The sequence below is a fragment of the Legionella clemsonensis genome (assembly GCF_002240035.1).
In the GTDB taxonomy this organism is placed as follows: domain Bacteria; phylum Pseudomonadota; class Gammaproteobacteria; order Legionellales; family Legionellaceae; genus Tatlockia; species Tatlockia clemsonensis.
The window spans coordinates 3157082-3175938 of sequence record NZ_CP016397.1; the positions used below are offsets into that span (position 1 = coordinate 3157082).

An 18857-nucleotide genomic window follows, 5' to 3' on the forward strand; every position below is an offset into this window, starting at 1 on the left:
CCATGGCAAAAGTCATCGCCATTGCCAACCAAAAAGGAGGCGTGGGGAAAACAACTACAGCAATTAACTTAGCAGCATCCATTGCCGCAAATCGTCAGCAAGTGTTATTGATTGACCTGGATCCGCAAGGTAATGCCACGATGGGCTCAGGTGTTGATAAAAATACACTGGTGCACACGACGAATGATGTGTTATTGCGCGATTGTCTGGCTGAACAAGCCTGTCTTACTACCGCTTGCGGTTTTGATTTAATGCCTGCTAATGGTGATTTGACTGTTGCTGAAGTAAGCCTAATGGAAAGAAATCATCGCGAGACCTTTCTTTTTAAAGCTTTACAATCTGTGCAGAGCGTTTATGACTTTATCCTCATCGATTGCCCCCCTGCTTTAAACACGCTCACGATTAATGCCCTCGTTGCTGCAGATTCCGTTTTAATTCCCATGCAATGTGAATATTATGCCCTGGAGGGATTGGCTGCATTAATATCAACCATTGAACAAGTCAAAGCCAGTGTAAATCCACGTTTGCACATTGAAGGACTGCTGCGCACCATGTATGATGCGCGTAATCGCCTGTGCTCAGAAGTTTCAAAGCAACTCCTTGAACATTTCAGTAATAAAGTGTACCGCACGGTGATACCCCGCAATATTCGCCTGGCCGAAGCCCCAAGTCATGGCATGCCGGCGCTACAATACGATAAAACCTCTCCTGGCGCTGCAGCTTATATGGTTTTAGCGGCGGAAGTTATCAGTAAACAGGTGGTAACCGTTTAAATTGAGGTAAATATGACAGTTAAAACCAGAGGTCTTGGACGAAATTTATCCGCGCTGTTAGGAACTGCTGGCGCTACCTTGACTGCTGAAAAACCAGCCCCTTCTGAATCTGCAGTTTTAAAGCTGGCCATTAACAGCCTGAAACCCGGAAAATACCAGCCTCGTGGTGAAATCGAAGAAACAGCACTTGCGGAACTGGCTGCCTCTATTAAACAGCAAGGTATATTGCAACCCTTGGTGGTACGTGAAATTGCCGATGATCAATATGAAATTATTGCAGGGGAGCGTCGATGGCGTGCCTCCCAATTGGCAGGTTTAACTGAAGTTCCCGTTATTCTTCGTCAAGTAGATGACGAAACTGCCATGGCAATTGCTCTTGTGGAAAATTTGCAACGAGAAGATTTAAACGCGATGGATCAAGCCCGCGCTATGTACCGCTTAACAACGGAATTTGGGTTAACTCATCAGCAAATCGCTGAATTGCTTTCTAAATCCCGAGCCGCCGTCAGTAATTTTTTACGCTTGCTACAGCTAACACCGGAAGTTAAACGATTTTTAGAAAATGGTGATATGGATATGGGGCATGCTCGTGCTCTGCTGATGCTTGATGATAAACAACAAATACAAGTGGCGCAATTAATAGTCGCCAAAAGTCTCTCTGTGCGTGAAACAGAAAAATTAGTTGCCAGAGTCAAGACGGGGAAAACTGAAACCACAGCCAAACATGAAATAAACGCTTGCTTACAAGAACAAGTAGATACTTTAGCGCAACGTTTAAATGCCGCGATTAAAATTAAGCATGGCAAAGCCGGCAAAGGTACCTTGGTGATTCATTATGATAATTTACAGAATCTGCAAGCGGTTATTGAGGAATTAATTGGTGACTAAGCTCAAGTTTTTTCCAACTCCGCCGACATAAATCAATATGACGCGCGGAGTGCTATCATGCAAATCCAACCCGTGCAACCTGTAGCCGTCAAACTTAAATGCGGACATACGCAGGCCTCCTGTTTGTTAGTTGAATTGACTGACACAGAGATGCAGGTGACGAGTCCTGATTATTTGGATAAAAACAGTCCAGTAATTTTTAGTGCGCAGTTTTTTCATGGTGAAGCAGTGATTACTCATATTCAATTTTTAAACTATCGCTTCACTTATACTTTGAGTATTAATAACATTAAATATCAGCCTGGATTGCTGGTAAATAAGCAGCTTTGATCAAGATTAATATCCAAGCGTGTAATTTATCTAATTCCTGACGACGCACATTAAATTTATCCATCAGGAGTTAAAATGAGTTGATAAATTAAATAATTTTTCTTGGTGCTCGTTAAACACAAATTCTTCTATTAATCCAAAATAGTTTTCCACATGCGCCTTATAGGAAGGCAAACGTCTTACTTCTTCTGGAATAACTTGCTCATAGAATTCTAATAAATTATTTTTCTCTTCCAGCTCTCCAATAATAAAACTCAAGGGTCTTAGCACTTCAAAAAATGAATGATGTCCAAGCGCAATGGTAGCGGATGCAATTAAAATTCCTAAAAGTTGATATTCTTTTTTTGAAAGCACAAGAAGAGAGCTTATCTTGCTTATAATTTTTCCGATACCACCCGATGCACCAGAAATAACAGGCAGGTAATGCTTCCTAAGCCATAGCGCCATTAGACTATCTTCTTTAGGGCTATAGTATTGGCGGGAGGGAAAGTGGGAAGATAAAAAATAATCTTTTAGATCATTGGGTGTGTCCGTAGGAGATAAGATACCCAGGTTTCGCGTTTTTATTTCACTATCGAAATCATCCACTGCTACTACGCCCCTATTTTTATCTGAAAACAGGTAATCCGGTCTCATTTTATCTAAGAACTGCGCTTCCCCAAATTGTTTTGATTTGAATAATGACTGTTGGGCTAAAGCACTGAGAGAGGGTGGCTGTATAGAATACTCCAGCTCTATATTGGGTAATTTTAGTGAGGGAAGTGACATGACACCTTCAGTAAAAAATTTACATAGCGTATTAAAAACAACCAGCGAGTTAGATTGTTTAACTGCATTCATATCGCTTATATGGGGGTGCTCCTCTATCAGAGTAGAGAATGTTGAGAACAGCATCCTGTTGAACAGGTAATTTTCAGAGTTACTAATAATAACTTGTTCAATTGCGTTAAGAATTTTATCAATGAGTGGTTTAAAGATTTCAGGATGCTCAATAAAATACTTTGCCAGATAGCTTTCGAATAAACCTACCTCAATAATATTGTTTTTGTCATCAAATATCATAAATATTGATCAAATAATTCAATTTATTACCCAAATGAGAATTCTACTGCACATTGAAAGCAAAATAAATGCATCATGATCAAAAAGAGACAATTTAAGATCTAGTTCCCTCTTAGCGCCAATAGCCATTAATAAATCTCCTAGATATTTTGGTAAATCTAAGGATGCATAGTAATCACTGGCCTGGCAAAACTAACTCTTCTTTCTAAAGAGCGTTCTATTTTTCTATGCAAATTAACCTTACCAATCATACCCCGATGAATCCCCTCCACTACCGCTTCGATAAGGGTACTGCAATTAAATACTTCACGGGTGTGTTTTAAATACTTTTCCACGGTATAGGGGCTAATTTTAAGAAGTTGAGCAATTTGTTTTACGGAATTACCCTGAGCGGCAAGCCATAAACATTCCTGTTCACGAAGCGGTATGGATTCTTTTTCAGAATAGCCCCCTTTTATAACCGCATGTCGGTGTGTCTTGTTAGTCAGGATAAACGAATACTTGTATTTCGTATTAGGAAACTAGTACAAGCTATATTATTCTTTGAGTAGTTACAATCTACTCATTTGGCCACAAATATAACCAATACGCATAATATTCTTCGGAAAATTTTTTATAATCATCAGAAAATAAAATATCGATTGGATTAGTTAGAATTTCCTGTTTTGTTTCAAGAACAAGAATACTTAATGTGGTTACCTTCTTTAAGTAATTTAAATTTCTCTTTTGAATTTAAGCTTTAAGCTGAAGTGGTCAAGGAAAATGTTACACCCCAGTTAAGCAATTTTCATAAAAGAATCACTCTGTTTTTCAAATTGATTTGGGCTTAAATATCCTAAATAAGAATGCAATCTGTGGCTGTTATAGAACATGGTGATGTAATTCAAGATGTCCTGTTGAGCTTCCCATCGAGTTTGATAGTTTCGCCATTGAACTCGTTTTTTTTTTAAACTTCCAAAGAAGCTCTCAATAACCCTATTATCCCAGCAATCTCCCTTTTTACTCATGCTACCAATATAACCTTTATTCTTTAATAAATTACGGTATGGGTAACTTGCGTATTGAGCTCCCTATCTGAATGAACAACGAGTCCTGATGATGGTTTTCGCTGCCAAATAGCCCTATTCAGAGCATCACAGACTAATGTTGCTTTCATTCTGGAACCCATACTCCAGCCCACTATTTTTCTTGAAAATAAATCCATAACAACCGCTAAATAAAGCCAGCCTTCTTGAGTCCATACCTAAGTAATATCGGATACATAAGCTTTATTTGCTTCTTTAACATCAAACTGTCTATTTAAAACGTTTTCATAAACCGGTTGTTTATGGCTGCTATTTGTTGTCACTTTGTATTTCTTCCGATAACGAACAAAAATTTGCGCCTCTTTCATTAAACTTTAAGTTCGTCTTCGACCTACTGGATAACCTAATGCATTTAAAGCATTCTTCATCCTGCGGCTTCCATAACAATAGTGGCTGGCTTCAGCTATTTTCTTGACCCATTCAATAATCTCCTGATGGTCAGGATTATCAGGTTTATTTCTTTGACGTTGCTGATAACTGTAATATCCATGTCGTGAATACCCATTAATTGGCACATTACGCCAACTGGCCAGCTCTTATGTTGGGCCACAAACGAATATTTTATTTCGCTTCTTGAGCAAAGAAGAGCGCCGCCTTTTTTAAGATTTCCTTTTCCATTTTAAGGCGTTTATTTTCTTCTTGCAGGCGGCGTATTTCTAATCGCTCTCCAGTTAACTTGCCATTGCCTCGAAATGCTTGGCTATCTTGCTCTTTATGTTCTTTTATCCAACGGCTTAATAATGCTTGAGCAATGCCTAAATTATTTGCAGCTTCCGTGACCCCATAACCTTGTTCCAATACCAGGCTAATGGCATCCTGTTTAAATTCTTTTGGGTATTCCTTTCTTATCGTCATTACTTTCTCCAGTTAAGTAAATTATCTCTTAACTGGGGTGTACAGATCTATTAAACCACTTCGAAGAAACAACCTTAAAAATAATTTTTTATTATATGACACAGCTCGCTATTTGTTCGAAATTTTACTGGAGGTAAAGCCCGGATTTGCACCCGCTAGTGATAATGCAATTGTACCACTAGACATTCTGCGTGAAGCCTATACAGAATGTTATAAACTAGAATATGAACCAATTATTATGGTTTCAAGTAAATTCAATCATCAGACAGGAAGCACTGTTTATTACTCGCTTCAACAACCCTCCTTATGCACCTATTCACCAAAAGCAAGAAATGCCTCGACGGCAATTACTGACTTAATTGAGCTCGTCGGAGTTGTAGGGAAATACAAAACAGATTTTTCGCTGCCAATCAGAGAATGTAAAATACTATCCTAGAAAAAATAGCTAAATACGCATGTTTTGAATATTATCACAGCCATGCTGATGACGATGGAATTATCAAATCTCCAACTGAACTACCTGAGAAAGATTCCAGATTTAATGTTTTTTCTAAAAAATTTCCCTTAGATGCAAAATTTTTTAAGGGATGCATTGCTCTAAATCTGAGTGATTTAAATAGCTAATAATTAAAGAGATAGTTACCACTGTAGCTGCAATTAAACTTGCTAAATACCAACAAGAATTAAAACTATAGTGATGCATTAACCATCCAGAAATAAGTGGCCCTACCATCAATCCAAGAGAGTAGGCTATTCTCCAAGAACCAATGGAAAAACCCTTTTTTCTTTCATCTGTTGATTCAAAACACAACACAGATGAGGCAGGCATAAACAACATTTCGCCCAAAATAAAAACAACTATAGCTAAAATTACACCGATTAAAGTTTTTACAATAGCAAGCAAAAATAAACCCAAGCCAAGAAACATTGCTCCTATAGCCATTACCATATTTAGTTTTATTGATGAAAACAGGTGAGTGACTTTTATTTGGAATAAAGACACAATAATAGGATCTAACCAAAATAATAGTCCAGTAGTAAAATAACTATTAAATCTTTCTTGCAAAAATAACGGATAAGCAATGCGTTGTTGAGCGAACAATATTCCAATTAAAAATACGCTACTAATAGCATAAAAGAATGTAGATTTTTTACCTTTTCTATTTTGAATCAGTCTATTAGCAGGATTTACAACATCCACTACATTTAATTCTTTTTTAATTATTTTTGCAGCTAAAACACCCAATACCAATAGTGTAATACCTAGTATTTGAAATATAGTCGCGTAATTTTGTGCTGCAAAAAACATAATTAGAAGAATAGAAAAACTGCTTCCGATATTTTCAGTGACTGCTTTTAGACTTTGCACAATTCTTAGTTTTTTTTCATTACGTGAAACTGATTTTAAGAGAAGAGTATTGTTACAAGAAATGAAGAGACTGGTAGATATTCCAATTAGCAGAGTACAAAACGCATAATAATAGCTTTCCCTACACATTGGTATAAAATAAAATCCTATGCTTCCCATTAATAAACTTACAACTACTATACTACTGGGACATATTAAATCAATTACTGCAGCAGATATTATTCCACCTAGTAAAGAGCCGAAACCTACAAAGAAGCCTATTTGTCCAATTTCCAATTTGGTTAGAAATGTTTTTGTTCCCAAATATAATGATATATAATAGACAATCCCCCTGCAGCAGCTTCAACCAGAGAAAAGAATAGCAAAATCCAGCAAATAGTAGGTAAGCTTCTAGATAAATTATTTTTCTTTAAGTATACCAGACTCATTATTTTCCTATAAAAAATCTTTTCCTGTAAGAGAAAGTAGGCTCATCATCTGTGTGTCCAATCTATTATTCTCAAGCGGTCTTATATAAAGAGTGGATAGCGTTGTAATTTTTTAATGTAAAATAATATTAAAGCGGTAAATTATCTAATTGCTCTCATATGTTCTAATCGTCGCCAGCATTATTTCATACAGAAGTTTAATTCTCCATTACTTAACTATTATTTTGTAAGTACTGGTTTCTTTCAATAAAAAATAGCCCTTATTCTATAATTAGGAGCACTCATGACACCTACATAACCTATTGGGTTGGCATTTATTAAATCATGTGCACTACATCACCAACAAAGAAGGTATTTTTGCATAATTTTAGAAAATATATTAAAGCCCTATTGCTTATTGACATACTTCTCTAGAGACGAAGATTCAGTTAATTGGCTAATTTGGTAATAAGTTGTGTAAATAATATAACAAATCGCACAAAATGAAATGATTAAGCTTCCGTAGTATAAAAGATTTTTTCCTGAGGAATGATGCAGCACCATGTCCATAAAAAGTAATAAAGCAAGATAGGAAATCCAAATAATAACCATTCCTAAAGATAACGAGTTCTTTAAATTGAAGTAATAACTGTGCAATATGCTTAACAAGGACAAAACCAGAAAAAAGGGAAATGATACAAAATAAAAGTACAGCTGCATTCCTGAAGGTTCATAGGAAATATAAAAAACATTATCCACCTTGGTAGAGCCAATTATTAATATATACCAGTATATTAAATATAACGCGGAAAAATTAATGACTACTAAAGAACAGAAACCGAATATTTTTTTCATATCCGAGGAATTCCTATGAATAGAATGACGATAAAGCTCGGGAAGAGCGCCGATTCCAAAAGTAAGTAATAATTCGTTTAACCTGTGGTTAATTATCATTTTTCTTTGCGCGTGAAGCAAAAAGAAAAACCCAAGCGGATAAGTCCTCTTGCTTTCAAAACAGCGATATAATCTTTTACTAGATTTAACATATTGACGACGCATCTCAAACTGCAATAGCCTTTCTCCTCCATCGCTTTATAAAATAGCTTATGGCCTGAAATTAGAGGTAGAGGAAACTACAGTTTTGTTGTCCAAGCTTTGATTTTTATTGGCACTTGAATTAACAAAGCTATTGGAATTTATACCACTTGAAATGGAGCGACGATATTGAGAATATTCTTCCATTAAAGTAAGCTGGTTGCTAAGTCTGCTCACTAGAGAAAGGTTGTCCTTATAATTCTGTTGATTTAGTGTAAATTGTTGCTTTACAAATGCACTGATTTCTTGTGGAGTCATTGGCTGATTTTGTTCAGATCTTAATTTTTTTTCATCATTTAACTCCGTTGTAGCCGCTGCCTGCAAAGCATGACAGATCATTAATTCAGGATTAGTACCAAGTACTTCAATAAAGTGATTTATTTCCTTTTCGCTTATACCCTCTAGCTCTCCCTGAGAAGCTGCATAGAGATTAAATGCTTTGAATACCGCTTGAAAACCCTTTATTTTCAAATTAGTCATAAATTCAGCAGAGACTCTTCCGGTGGTATCATTTTGTAGCCATTTATAGTAATCCTCAGCTTGAACACTTTGGAAAATAAGCAAACCTTTTGTATACATCCAATCAGAAGAGGAAATAGATAAGCGTGCATCTAGTTGATTTACTAAGTTTCTTACTTCCTTTTCCCAAATTCCAAATGTTGTAAACATACTACTTCCCCTCTCCAGAATTAAAGGCAAAATAATACCACTAACACAATATCATTGTCTTTAAGCCCTATTTAATACACTATAGGCAAAATTAACCACCTCTGAGTTACTTATGAGTCAAGAGAAAAAAGAGCTGTCTCCTCTGGAAACCCTAAATGAAGATCTCTTTACACTCATTTCCAGTTACCTGGATAAAACTGACGAACCCCAAGAGCTGAAAAGTAGTCGCAGGAAAGAGTTTCCCTTCTTTCGCTCTAGCCTTATGCAAAAAAACCGTATATTGGCCAAATTAGCACAATATGCTGCCGAAGGTAACGTGAAGCGAATTGTGGCCCTGCTAATTATACGCCCCGATTTAAGAGTACAGGTACTCTTTACTCTGGCTGGTTTGGCTGCGCAAGATGAGATGGAAACAATATTAAAGCAACACCCTGAGGATTTATTAGTGAAGGCTCCCTTAAGAGATATTTCAGGAAGAGTCTTTGAATCCATCAGTATTTTTCAGCATGCTATTTGGGCAAAGGATGTGCGGTATATGGCAAAAATGATGTTAAATTGTCTACCTCAGAATCCTCAGGGCGAGCAGATAAGACTTAAGCTACTAGAGCAATATAAAGAACTAAGAGATAAAGGGGTAGTCTATCAATTAAAGGGAGTAAGGCATGAAAATGAGCGACATTTTAGTCTAGACTCTTTGATTGAAGTACTCTGTAATTATAAAAAAGAATTTTATAATTTGAGATACAATGAGCGACAAACCTATTGGAGTACCATAATTGGCAGTCCCCAGGCTTTAACTCCTGCCCATATACGTCATCACTATTGTGATTCGCAAAATTTGTTTTCAAAAACCTCGAGCATTGAGGCACCACAGTTAAAGCGCTCACTCGAACTTCATAATTTTGAATTAAATAAGCGGCAATTGTGGACTGAAAATTTAGTGGAGCTTGGTAAGACGCTGGGTATTTGCAGCATGACCTATGGATCTGCTCCAGCGTATGCGCTTTCAGTTTACGGTGTAACTGAACCACCAGAATTGCCAGAAATAGAAACTTTACGCGCCTTAGACGAACACCGAACAAAAATTGATTTGCCGGCGCTTATAGAGCAGTTACAGACGCCGATACAAAATCTGGAAAAATATTCCGGTATTGAGACTTGTCCTTAAGTATTCTTAAAGTGAACAATTACTCTGCTTGTTGAGGCTGATGTTGATTGATGTATGGTTTTTTATTCATAATACATTTAATTTCCTTTTAAACAATTTTCGATTTTTGTTTAAAAGGAAATTACTTGTCTTTTCAACACATTACTTGCATTTCTGGTGTTGTGGAAAAGAGCAAATGCTGCAATGCCTCTGATAAAGACAATTATTGGAATAATGATTATCATCGTCACTCAACGTATAATAGCAGCAGCTATGATTCATTAACAATCGATTTTAAATACATTATGTCTATAACGCTTTCAGATCATGAGAAAGAAATAATTCGTTTGGTAGATAACCAAGTGAAGCTATGATTGAAAGAAAAGCCCCGATCATGTAATTATTTCGCCCCTGATTGATCTTTTACGGCCAATGGGAAGCAGAAAAATTTCTTCTTTGCTTGATCCAACTATTTTTTTGTTAAAAAGATGGTTCCATCACCCGATGATTTAGAGCGAATGGGGCAACAATGTCTGGGTAATCTATTTAATGAGAATAGCGAAGATAAAAAAGAAGCCCCTTAATACATAGCCATGGCTTTTGAATCTTGTTGGTGTGGTTTCGATAGAATGATCTTTCGAACATGTATAATCAACTCTTAAATCCTCTAAGTTTCAATAGCCGCACACTTAATCTCAGATTAGCTTGGCGTTGCTAACCTGAGATTGAGCATTTATAACCAATAAACAAAGATAAAAAGGAAGAGCCAAACGACGTCCACGAAGTGCCAGTACCAAGCTACGGCTTCGAAGGCAAAGTGGCGTTCGGGAGTGAAGTGGCCACGGATGCAACGGATAAGGATTACAATGAGCATGATGGTACCAATAGTTACGTGCAAACCATGAAAACCGGTTAGCATGAAGAAGGTGGTACCATAAATACCTGCGTCTAACGTCAAATTCATTTCAGTATAAGCTTCATGATACTCGTAAGATTGGAGAGCTAAAAAGAGAATACCAAGGGCGATAGTAAAAATCATCCCAACAATTAATTGCTTGCGCTTATTTAATTTTAAAGCCCAATGTGCCCAAGTGATAGTCGCACCGGAGGTTAATAAGATAAGCGTGTTTACCGCTGCCAACCCCCAAGCCTTCATCCCCTCATCGGCACCCACGAAAATCTGATTGTTGGGGTTAATAAGTAGCGGCCAATTTGCTTTAAAATCATTCCACAAAGTGATGTGAGTAATGGGATGGATTTCACCGCCTAAGAGAGGTATTGACCACCAGCGAGCGAAGAAGAGTGCGCCAAAAAATGCACCGAAAAAGCATACTTCAGAAAAAATAAACCAGCACATCCCCCATCGAAATGAACGATCTACTTGCAAATCATAAAGCCCTTTCTGATTTTCATAAATGACTTGACCAAACCAGCCAAACATCATAAACACTAAAATACCTAGACCAATAGTAAAGATATAGGGACCATACCAGTCATGATGCAACCAGGATGCTGCACCTACCAACGTGGTTGTTAAACCAATTGAGCCAACCAGAGGCCAGTGACTGGGTTTGGGTATGTAATAAGTGCCATGTGCTCCCATTCTTTAAAATTCTCCTCTCTATAGCTCACAATATTATTTTTATGTGAGTTTTTAATTAATTACTCTATTTGTTACGTCAAACAGTGTATAAGCCAATGTAATTGTTTTTACATTAGCAGGTAAGTCTGTATCTAAATGGAATAAAAGCGGCATATCCATCGCTTCATGCCCATTTAAAGTTTGCTGAGCGAAACAAAAACATTCTGTTTTTTTCAAATATTTCGCAGCAATGCCGGGTGTCACACTGGGAATGGCCTGCACCGTCATCCGGTGATTGGTTCTATTCTCTGCGTAAAACGACAACTTGGCAATTTCTCCTGGATGTACTCTGACTTTGGTAGTCTTGGGATAAAATGACCAAGGTAAGTTGCCATTATTGGTTGCCACAAATTCAACAAGCACTTCCCTGTCAGTAGCAATTTTTGCAGTCTTACTGTCATAGTGGTCAACTTGCATGCTCACTTTCCCATTAATGCCTAAAACCTTGCAAAGGCTATTGTAAATAGGTACCAGAGCAAAACCAAAGGCAAACATTCCAAGGACTAAGGTTGCCAAAATTACAATTAATCTTGTATGACTTTTCTGAGCCATTTTACGTCTCTCTCTCAAAAACTGTCATCTCACGCGCCGGAGAACCAGCTAAAGCATTAGGCCCTGAGATCTAATGCTTATTTATTACGTTTAGTGGATTTCAGGCGGTATGGTAAAGCTGTGATAAGGTGGTGGCGATGATAATGTCCACTCTAAACCACGGGCACCTTCCCAAACTTGTGCACTCGCTTTTTTACCGCCGCGAACTGTGGCGATGACATTGTAAAGGAATAACAACTGTGAGAAGCCAAAAATAAACGCACCGATTGTTACAACCACATTAAAATTGGTAAATTGCAGGGCGTAGTCAGGAATTCGACGAGGCATTCCCGCAAGACCCAAGAAATGCATGGGGAAGAAGGTCACATTGACTGAAATGACAGATAACCAGAAATGCCATTTCGCCAAACCTTCATTATACATGTGACCAGTCCATTTTGGTAGCCAATAGTAGGTGGCTCCCAGGAGTGCAAAAATAACACCAGGGACTAATACATAATGGAAATGACCCACCACAAAATAGGTATCCTGGTATTGATAATCGGCAGGTACCAAGGCAAGCATCAAACCAGTAAAACCACCAATAGTAAATAGAAATACAAAAGCTACCGCAAATAACATCGGTGTTTCGAAGGTCATTGCTCCCTTAAACATGGTGCTGACCCAGTTAAATACCTTTACCCCGGTCGGTACCGCAATCAACATGGTGGTATACATGAAAAACAATTCACCCCCTAGCGGAATACCCGTTGTAAACATATGGTGTGCCCATACGATGAATGACAAAAAGGCAATACTTGCAGTCGCATACACCATAAAATGGTAACCAAACAAAGGTTTGCGGCTAAAAGTAGGAATAATTTCCGATACCACACCAAATGCCGGTAGCACTAGTACATAGACTTCAGGATGTCCAAAGAACCAAAATACGTGCTGAAATAACACCGGATCACCGCCGCCTGCTGCGTTAAAAAAGCTGGTGCCGAAGTGTCTGTCAGCCAACATCATGGTAACAGCGCCTGCCAATACAGGCATAATAGCAATCAACAAAAATGCAGTAATTAACCAAGTCCATACGAACATCGGCATTTTCATTAGTGTCATACCCGGTGCACGCATATTAAGAATGGTTGCAATGATATTGATTGAACCCATAATGGAAGAAATTCCCATCATGTGAATGGCAAAAATCATAAAATCAGTACTAGGTGGCGCATAGGTTGTTGACAGTGGCGCATACATCGTCCAACCAAAATTAGGACCACCTCCACTATGAAATATGGTTGAGCCTAGCAGTCCAAAAGCAAAAGGCAATATCCAAAAACTCCAATTGTTTAAACGAGGCAAGGCCATATCAGGCGCCCCTATCATCATGGGAATTTGCCAGTTTGCCATGCCAGTGAAGGCTGGCATTACCACCCCAAATAGCATAATTAATCCATGCAAGGTGGTCATTTGATTGAAGAAGTTAGGGTCCACAAACCGATGGCCCGGCTGGAAAAGCTCTGCTCTGATAATCAGCGCCATAGTACCAGCCACAAAAAAACTAATTAAGGAAAGCCACAGATATAAAGTACCAATGTCTTTATGGTTAGTGGTAAACAGCCATCGTTTAATAAAACCAATTACCCCTTTACCTTGTTCAGGACCATGCTCATGTTCTTCATGATCCACATCGTGCGTTATCACTTGACTCATCGCAAACCTCCAGCTTGAGCTTTATTCACCATTGTGGGTGCTTGATTGTCGCCTTGACGTACTTTAGCGACGTCTGCGGGTTGTATCTCATCGTCTGTATTATTTTCCCAGGCATTACGCTCATAGGTGGTAATTGCTGCAACTTCAGCATCAGTTAGCTGATCTTTGAAAGCTTGCATTGCCGTACCTGGTACACCATTTAAAATAATACTGATATGACGCTCAATAGGCTTGCCCACAGCAACAGAACTACCCTTCAATGGCGGATACATTGGAGGAATACCTGTACCGTCAGGACGATGACAAGCACTACAAATTTGATCGTATTTCTGCTTACCCAACTTCATTAGCTCTTCGCGTGTCATTTTAACTTGGGCTTCAGGTTTTGCTTCTGTTTCTGCATACTGATCCCTTACTTTGGTTTGCTGAGAAACCCATTGATCAAATTCTTCTTCACTCACTGCCTTAACAACAATAGGCATAAACGCATGATTTAATCCGCAAAGTTCGGCACACTGTCCACGATAGACGCCAGGTTTTTCTATCCTTGCCCAAGCTTCATGCATAAAACCAGGCATGGCATCACGCTTAATACCGATTTCAGGTACCCACCAGGAGTGTATAACATCATTTGAAGTTACCAGAAACCGAATCTTTTTATGCACAGGAACAACCACAGGTTTATCCACTTCCAACAAATACCATTGTCCCTTAGGTGCCTGATTTTGGATCTGTTCGTAAGGTGTGGACAGATTGCTAAAAAAGCTAATTCCCTGATCAAGATATTGGTATTGCCATTTCCATTGATAACCCACCACCTTAATAGTAACGTCTGAGTCGCTTGCATCTTCAAGGTGCATCAATACTCTAGTAGCTGGAATAGCAAGACCAACAAGGATTAGAAAAGGAATGATTGACCAAACAATTTCTACACGCATGTTGTCATGGAAACTTGCCGGTTGAAAACCTTTTGACTTGCGGTGATGTATTAATGAATAAATCATTACACCAAAAACTGCAACTCCAATAATGGCACAGACAACCATGGCAATCATGTGCAAATCATACATGTCTTTGCTAAGAGGAGTGACTCCTTTGTACATGTTCATTTGCCAATTATCTGCTGCAGCCATTGCAATTTGGCTTATCCCCAGTCCAGTCGCAGTAGCAAATATTTTGCTTAGCCTCAACCCATTTTGCATCCCCATATCACCTCTTATAATGTCAGGTTTATTTTTAGAATGACTTTAGCTACAACTAAAGTCATTCACATGACAACCATGACTAATCATCAATTGTCTTAATCGAAATTTGAATTTGTTACCACAAAGAATAATTTCCTTCGGTTTTTGACTGGCTTACCATGTACTTAATTGCCTCAAGTATTTCGCCCGTGGTGCATTTTTTACAGCCACCATTCTTGGGGTGATACGGGCCACGTATCGTGTTTTCGACCAGTACATCAATATTCTTCTCGATAAGCGGCTTCCATACTGCTTTATCACCCAATTTTGGTGCACCTTGCTTACCCTCGTTATGGCACATGCTGCAGTTTTCATTGTAAACGTCTTTGCCATTAGCAGGATATTTTGCAGCACCGCCAGTTTCTAAATCGCGCCACTGAGAGCGAGACAGTGAAGCATTTAAAATGTAATCGACTGCTGAAATAACATCGTTATCTGAGCAAGTCACACAGGCACCTTTTACTGGCATACTGTTATAACCATGGATAGCATGACGATAAAGTCCGGTTAAACCTCGCGCCTTTAAACGTTCATACCAACCAGGACCGTTTCCTATAAGTGGTGCTCCCATCTCTCCACGTTGGTGACAAATAATACAAGCATTAACATAAACTTGCTTTCCACGCTTTAACGTAGGCTGGCTTTCTGAGGGAGGTACTCCTAGTGGTTCCTCACTGGTTACTGTCTTTAAATAGGTAGCGATTGCCAAGCGATCTTCTTCAGTAAGATAACTCAAACTATTATGATTAACTTCTGCCATTGGTCCGGCTACCGGTCCTGCTTTATTAATCAGTTGCCCTTGAGCAAATACGTCCGCTACTTCATAACGACTTGCTGAGCGCAACCCATATTTAGTAATGTTTGGTGCCCAGTAACCATCAATAAAGGATCCCGTCAGGTAAAATCGATTTTTAGCCGCACCGAATATATTTAAGGGTGTATGACACATGCTGCAATGACCTAAGCTATCAACGATATATTTACCGCGATTCCAGAGTGGGGATTTATCGGCTTCGTAAACCACACTATTGTCGTCAGGAAAGAAAAACAACAAATTCCATCCCCACAATGCAAAACGTGATCCCGGCACATTAAATGGGAAGGGCAAAGGCTTGTTCTTTTGTTTTACCGGGGGAATACTCATAAAATAGGCATAAAGTGCACGCGCATCATCGTCTGTCATTTTGGCGAAATAGACGTAAGGAAATACCGGAAAGTAATTGCGCCCCTTGGGATCACGCCCTTCTTTTAGAGCGCGAATAAAATCTTTTTCTGTCCAGTTGCCAATCCCTGTTTCTTTATCAGGAGTTATATTAGGACTATAAAAGGTACCGAAAGGGGTATTAATAGGCAAACCACCAGCAAAAGCAGGAGTGCCTCCTTTAACGTCAGTATGACAAGCAATACAATCACCCATTTTTGCCAGATACTCACCACGTGCTACTAACTCGGCTTGTACTCCGGGTGCCGGTTTAGTGGGTGGATAGGCAGGATAATAGCCATCGATTAAGGGTTCAACCGGTCGATTTCTATGATCAACGGCTTTAAATTCAACCGCTGACGCAGGGGTAGTACTTGTGGCCGCTGGAGCTGTGGTATCTGTTGAGACTGGAACTGCTGCATTCGTACTGCCATTTTCGGGTGTAGTTGCGGCAGGTGTCTTTGTTGTCTTATCTGTTGCAGCATTCCCTTGAGTAACAGGTGTTGCCTTGGGATTTAAAACAGCGTTAGTTTCCGGAGTAGTATTTGATGGAGTAACGGCCTTTGTGGGCGTAGTAGTCTGTGCTTTTTGAGTGGACTCTGCTTTATTCGCTGCGTTCACAGAGCCAAACAACATGCTATAGGTTACCAAAAAAGAGGCAACAATTGCGTTTTTTTTAAACAAAGAGCCCACGCTCCCTCCTTTAAATTTATTACCTTAAGGTAAATCACACTGGCAGGAAAATAATCTCGGGCATTTTATACCCCTCCCCACGCAACTGCAACGTTGATCATAAGGAGTTTTTAATTAAAATAGTTTGAAGCTGGCTGACAAGCTAAATCTGCACTGCTATTATGCACTTTTTAATAAAAGCGGAACTTTTATGGTTTGGAAAACAGCTATCAATTTACTACGTCTCCAGGATATAGAGCGCGAGACTCTCACCATCGATAATCATAAGATCCTTTTTATATGGCACAAAGAGCAAGTTCATGCGCTACAAGCACAATGTCCTCATTTTAAGTTACCTCTTCACAAAGGCAAAATCAATGAGGAATGTGCCATTGTTTGTCCCTTCCATCGAAGTGAGTTTGATTTGGAAACTGGTGCTGTAAAATGCTGGACTCCCTGGCCTAAAGCTGTAGGAAATTTACTGGGAAAAATGGTCAAGCCCAAGCACTTGAAAATTTATCCGACACGAGTGACTGAGGGTATGGTAGAAGTAGAAATTACCTAGCTTTCGTGACTCGCTTCAGAATTACTTATATTAGAAATTGCCTGGCTCCTTCTTCTACTTTTCTAATGAACTGTTGATATTGCTTTGCTGGTAGCTGCCAATAGTGCCAATATAGTGGTATTGGCCAACGCATAGCGGCTGAAATTTCCTGGAGCAGCCCTTGCGCCAGTTCATGAGTAACATCCAAAGCAGGTATCCAGCCATAGCCATAACCTTGCAGAGTGAATTCCTTATAAGCCTGGACTGAAGGAACCATATGATAGCGGCTAAGCGGCAATGGTTTTTTAAAAAAATGCTTAAAGAAGTGTTCTGGTAATCTGTCTCGGTTATCAAAAACAATTGCAGGAGCATGTGTTAAATTTTCCTCTAATGTTCTTTTATTATTAAAATGACGATTAACAAATTCGGGGGAAGCAACCAGTAAGTAGGTCATATGTCCCAATAAACTGCATTCACAGCCAGGTAAAGCTCGCTCGTAGCTGGTTACACAGGCAGAGACTAACCCTTTACGAAAATAATCAATCGTTACCTCCTGATCATCAGTAATAATATCAATATTCCACTTTTCAAGAAGACTTAATGTGGGTAATGCACGCGTAAACCAGGTTTCCAGACTATCGCGATTTAATGCAACAGAAAGACGGGCAGGCAATTCCTTATGAATTTCTTGTAGTAAATGTTCTTCCAACAAACGAGTACGACGTAATAAGCTTAGTAGCTTTTCTCCTAAAGGTGTAGCCTGATAAGGGAGGCTGCGAACTAAGAGCGGTTGACCAAATTGGTTTTCCAGTTGCTTGATTCGTTGTGTCACCGCTGGTTGAGTAATAAACAATTGTTTGGCAGCGGCGGCAAAACTCTGAGTTTGAATGACGGCATCCAGGGCCTGTAAACCACGATGATCGAGTCTCATAAGAAAAATTTATTAATCATTAAAATTATTAATTTTAATTATAATCAAAAATGATCAATAATTGCCACTCCTAAACAAAGAGTAAACAGTATTATGATGGTATATTTCAATGGCTTGATGTTGGGATTATCCTTAATTACAGCACTGGGTCCACAAAATGTATTTTTAATTCGTCAGGGTGCCTTGCGTCAACATGCGATACTTTCTGCTGCTATTTGCTTCTTATGTGATATTATTTTGGTGTGCGCAAGTGTTGCGGGTCTTCATCATGTCCTTGAACTTCATCCTACTCTGCAAATTTGGATAACCTGGTTTGGGGTAGCCTTTCTTCTTTATTATGGAAGCAAGGCGCTAAAGCGCGCCCTGTTCTATAAAAAAAGAGAGGTGACGCCTCCCTCCAATGTCACTACCCGCTGGCAAATTATCGCCTTTGCGCTGGGGTTTAGTTTACTCAATCCCCACGCCATTATTGATAGTCTGGTCATTATTGGTGGCGGCAGCACGCAATTTCCAGGACATCAACAAGCATTTTTAATGGGAGTAGTCACTTCAAGTTTATTTTGGTTTTCAGCCCTTACTTTTACCACCCATTATTTTTCCGAATTGCTTTCTCGGCCTCACGTTTGGCGACGTATTGAATTTGCCAGTGGTGTTCTCATGCTAGTTTTAAGTTTAAAACTAGCTTTGAGTTAA

18 protein-coding genes and 1 pseudogene are annotated in these 18857 nt (G+C 38.9%); 8 read left to right on the plus strand and 11 right to left on the minus strand.

Annotation, left to right across the window (positions count from 1 at the left end):
• Positions 1-2: 2 nt before the first annotated feature.
• The 3 genes from clem_RS14090 to clem_RS14100 are packed head-to-tail and all read left to right on the plus strand — an operon-like array spanning position 3 to position 1991.
• Complete coding sequence (locus tag clem_RS14090) at positions 3-773, plus strand: ParA family protein (RefSeq protein WP_094092129.1); 771 nt, start codon at positions 3-5, stop codon at positions 771-773.
• A gap of 12 nt (positions 774-785) precedes the next feature.
• On the plus strand, positions 786-1661 hold the full coding sequence (locus clem_RS14095; protein ID WP_094092130.1) for a ParB/RepB/Spo0J family partition protein: 876 nt from the start codon (positions 786-788) through the stop codon (positions 1659-1661).
• Positions 1662-1718: 57 nt separating this feature from the next.
• A complete protein-coding gene (locus tag clem_RS14100; protein WP_094092131.1) occupies positions 1719-1991 on the plus strand; it encodes a hypothetical protein in 273 nt (90 codons plus the stop codon).
• 63 nt (positions 1992-2054) lie between these two features.
• On the opposite strand, the gene clem_RS14105 is transcribed toward clem_RS14100, so the two are convergent.
• From clem_RS14105 to clem_RS14115, 3 genes and pseudogenes are all read right to left on the minus strand, one after another.
• Positions 2055-3053 carry a hypothetical protein gene (locus clem_RS14105; RefSeq protein WP_094092132.1) on the minus strand — a complete coding sequence of 333 codons (999 nt, stop codon included), beginning with the start codon at positions 3051-3053 and terminating at the stop codon, positions 2055-2057.
• 158 nt (positions 3054-3211) lie between these two features.
• Positions 3212-3544 (minus strand): response regulator transcription factor, encoded by a 333-nt coding sequence (locus tag clem_RS15355; protein WP_094092133.1) that lies wholly within the window; start codon positions 3542-3544, stop codon positions 3212-3214.
• A gap of 285 nt (positions 3545-3829) precedes the next feature.
• Positions 3830-4993: pseudogene (locus clem_RS14115) on the minus strand (IS3 family transposase).
• A 224-nt stretch (positions 4994-5217) separates the two neighbouring features.
• Here clem_RS14115 and clem_RS15330 point away from each other — a divergent pair.
• Positions 5218-5352 carry a hypothetical protein gene (locus clem_RS15330; protein WP_269766795.1) on the plus strand — a complete coding sequence of 45 codons (135 nt, stop codon included), beginning with the start codon at positions 5218-5220 and terminating at the stop codon, positions 5350-5352.
• A gap of 221 nt (positions 5353-5573) precedes the next feature.
• On the opposite strand, the gene clem_RS14125 is transcribed toward clem_RS15330, so the two are convergent.
• Both clem_RS14125 and clem_RS14135 read right to left on the minus strand, forming a co-directional pair.
• Positions 5574-6665, minus strand: coding sequence for an MFS transporter (locus tag clem_RS14125; RefSeq protein ID WP_094092135.1), 1092 nt, complete (start codon positions 6663-6665; stop codon positions 5574-5576).
• A 1208-nt stretch (positions 6666-7873) separates the two neighbouring features.
• Positions 7874-8533, minus strand: coding sequence for a hypothetical protein (locus tag clem_RS14135; RefSeq protein ID WP_094092136.1), 660 nt, complete (start codon positions 8531-8533; stop codon positions 7874-7876).
• Positions 8534-8645: 112 nt separating this feature from the next.
• On the opposite strand from clem_RS14135, the gene clem_RS14140 reads away from it, so the two are divergent.
• The gene (locus tag clem_RS14140; RefSeq protein ID WP_094092137.1) at positions 8646-9701 is read left to right on the plus strand and encodes a hypothetical protein; all 1056 of its coding nucleotides are present in this window, start codon (positions 8646-8648) and stop codon (positions 9699-9701) included.
• 125 nt (positions 9702-9826) lie between these two features.
• Complete coding sequence (locus tag clem_RS14145) at positions 9827-10054, plus strand: hypothetical protein (protein ID WP_094092138.1); 228 nt, start codon at positions 9827-9829, stop codon at positions 10052-10054.
• A 359-nt stretch (positions 10055-10413) separates the two neighbouring features.
• Here the strand turns inward: clem_RS14145 and clem_RS14150 are convergent, their stop codons facing one another.
• From clem_RS14150 to clem_RS14170, 5 genes are all read right to left on the minus strand, one after another.
• Entirely contained in the window at positions 10414-11283 is an 870-nt protein-coding gene (locus tag clem_RS14150) for a cytochrome c oxidase subunit 3 (RefSeq protein WP_094092139.1), read from the minus strand.
• Positions 11284-11334: 51 nt separating this feature from the next.
• On the minus strand, positions 11335-11874 hold the full coding sequence (locus tag clem_RS14155) for a cytochrome c oxidase assembly protein (protein WP_094092140.1): 540 nt from the start codon (positions 11872-11874) through the stop codon (positions 11335-11337).
• A gap of 90 nt (positions 11875-11964) precedes the next feature.
• A complete protein-coding gene (gene ctaD, locus clem_RS14160) occupies positions 11965-13572 on the minus strand; it encodes a cytochrome c oxidase subunit I (RefSeq protein WP_094092141.1) in 1608 nt (535 codons plus the stop codon).
• A complete protein-coding gene (gene coxB, locus clem_RS14165) occupies positions 13569-14774 on the minus strand; it encodes a cytochrome c oxidase subunit II (RefSeq protein WP_094092372.1) in 1206 nt (401 codons plus the stop codon). Before coxB ends, ctaD begins: the two co-directional genes overlap by 4 nt.
• A gap of 118 nt (positions 14775-14892) precedes the next feature.
• The gene (locus tag clem_RS14170) at positions 14893-16710 is read right to left on the minus strand and encodes a c-type cytochrome (RefSeq protein ID WP_232505503.1); all 1818 of its coding nucleotides are present in this window, start codon (positions 16708-16710) and stop codon (positions 14893-14895) included.
• Between the two features lie 190 nt (positions 16711-16900).
• On the opposite strand from clem_RS14170, the gene clem_RS14175 reads away from it, so the two are divergent.
• Complete coding sequence (locus tag clem_RS14175) at positions 16901-17254, plus strand: Rieske (2Fe-2S) protein (RefSeq protein ID WP_094092374.1); 354 nt, start codon at positions 16901-16903, stop codon at positions 17252-17254.
• A 25-nt stretch (positions 17255-17279) separates the two neighbouring features.
• Here the strand turns inward: clem_RS14175 and clem_RS14180 are convergent, their stop codons facing one another.
• On the minus strand, positions 17280-18164 hold the full coding sequence (locus clem_RS14180) for an ArgP/LysG family DNA-binding transcriptional regulator (RefSeq protein ID WP_094092142.1): 885 nt from the start codon (positions 18162-18164) through the stop codon (positions 17280-17282).
• Positions 18165-18257: 93 nt separating this feature from the next.
• Between clem_RS14180 and clem_RS14185 the strand changes: the two genes are divergently transcribed.
• A complete protein-coding gene (locus tag clem_RS14185; RefSeq protein ID WP_094092143.1) occupies positions 18258-18857 on the plus strand; it encodes a LysE/ArgO family amino acid transporter in 600 nt (199 codons plus the stop codon).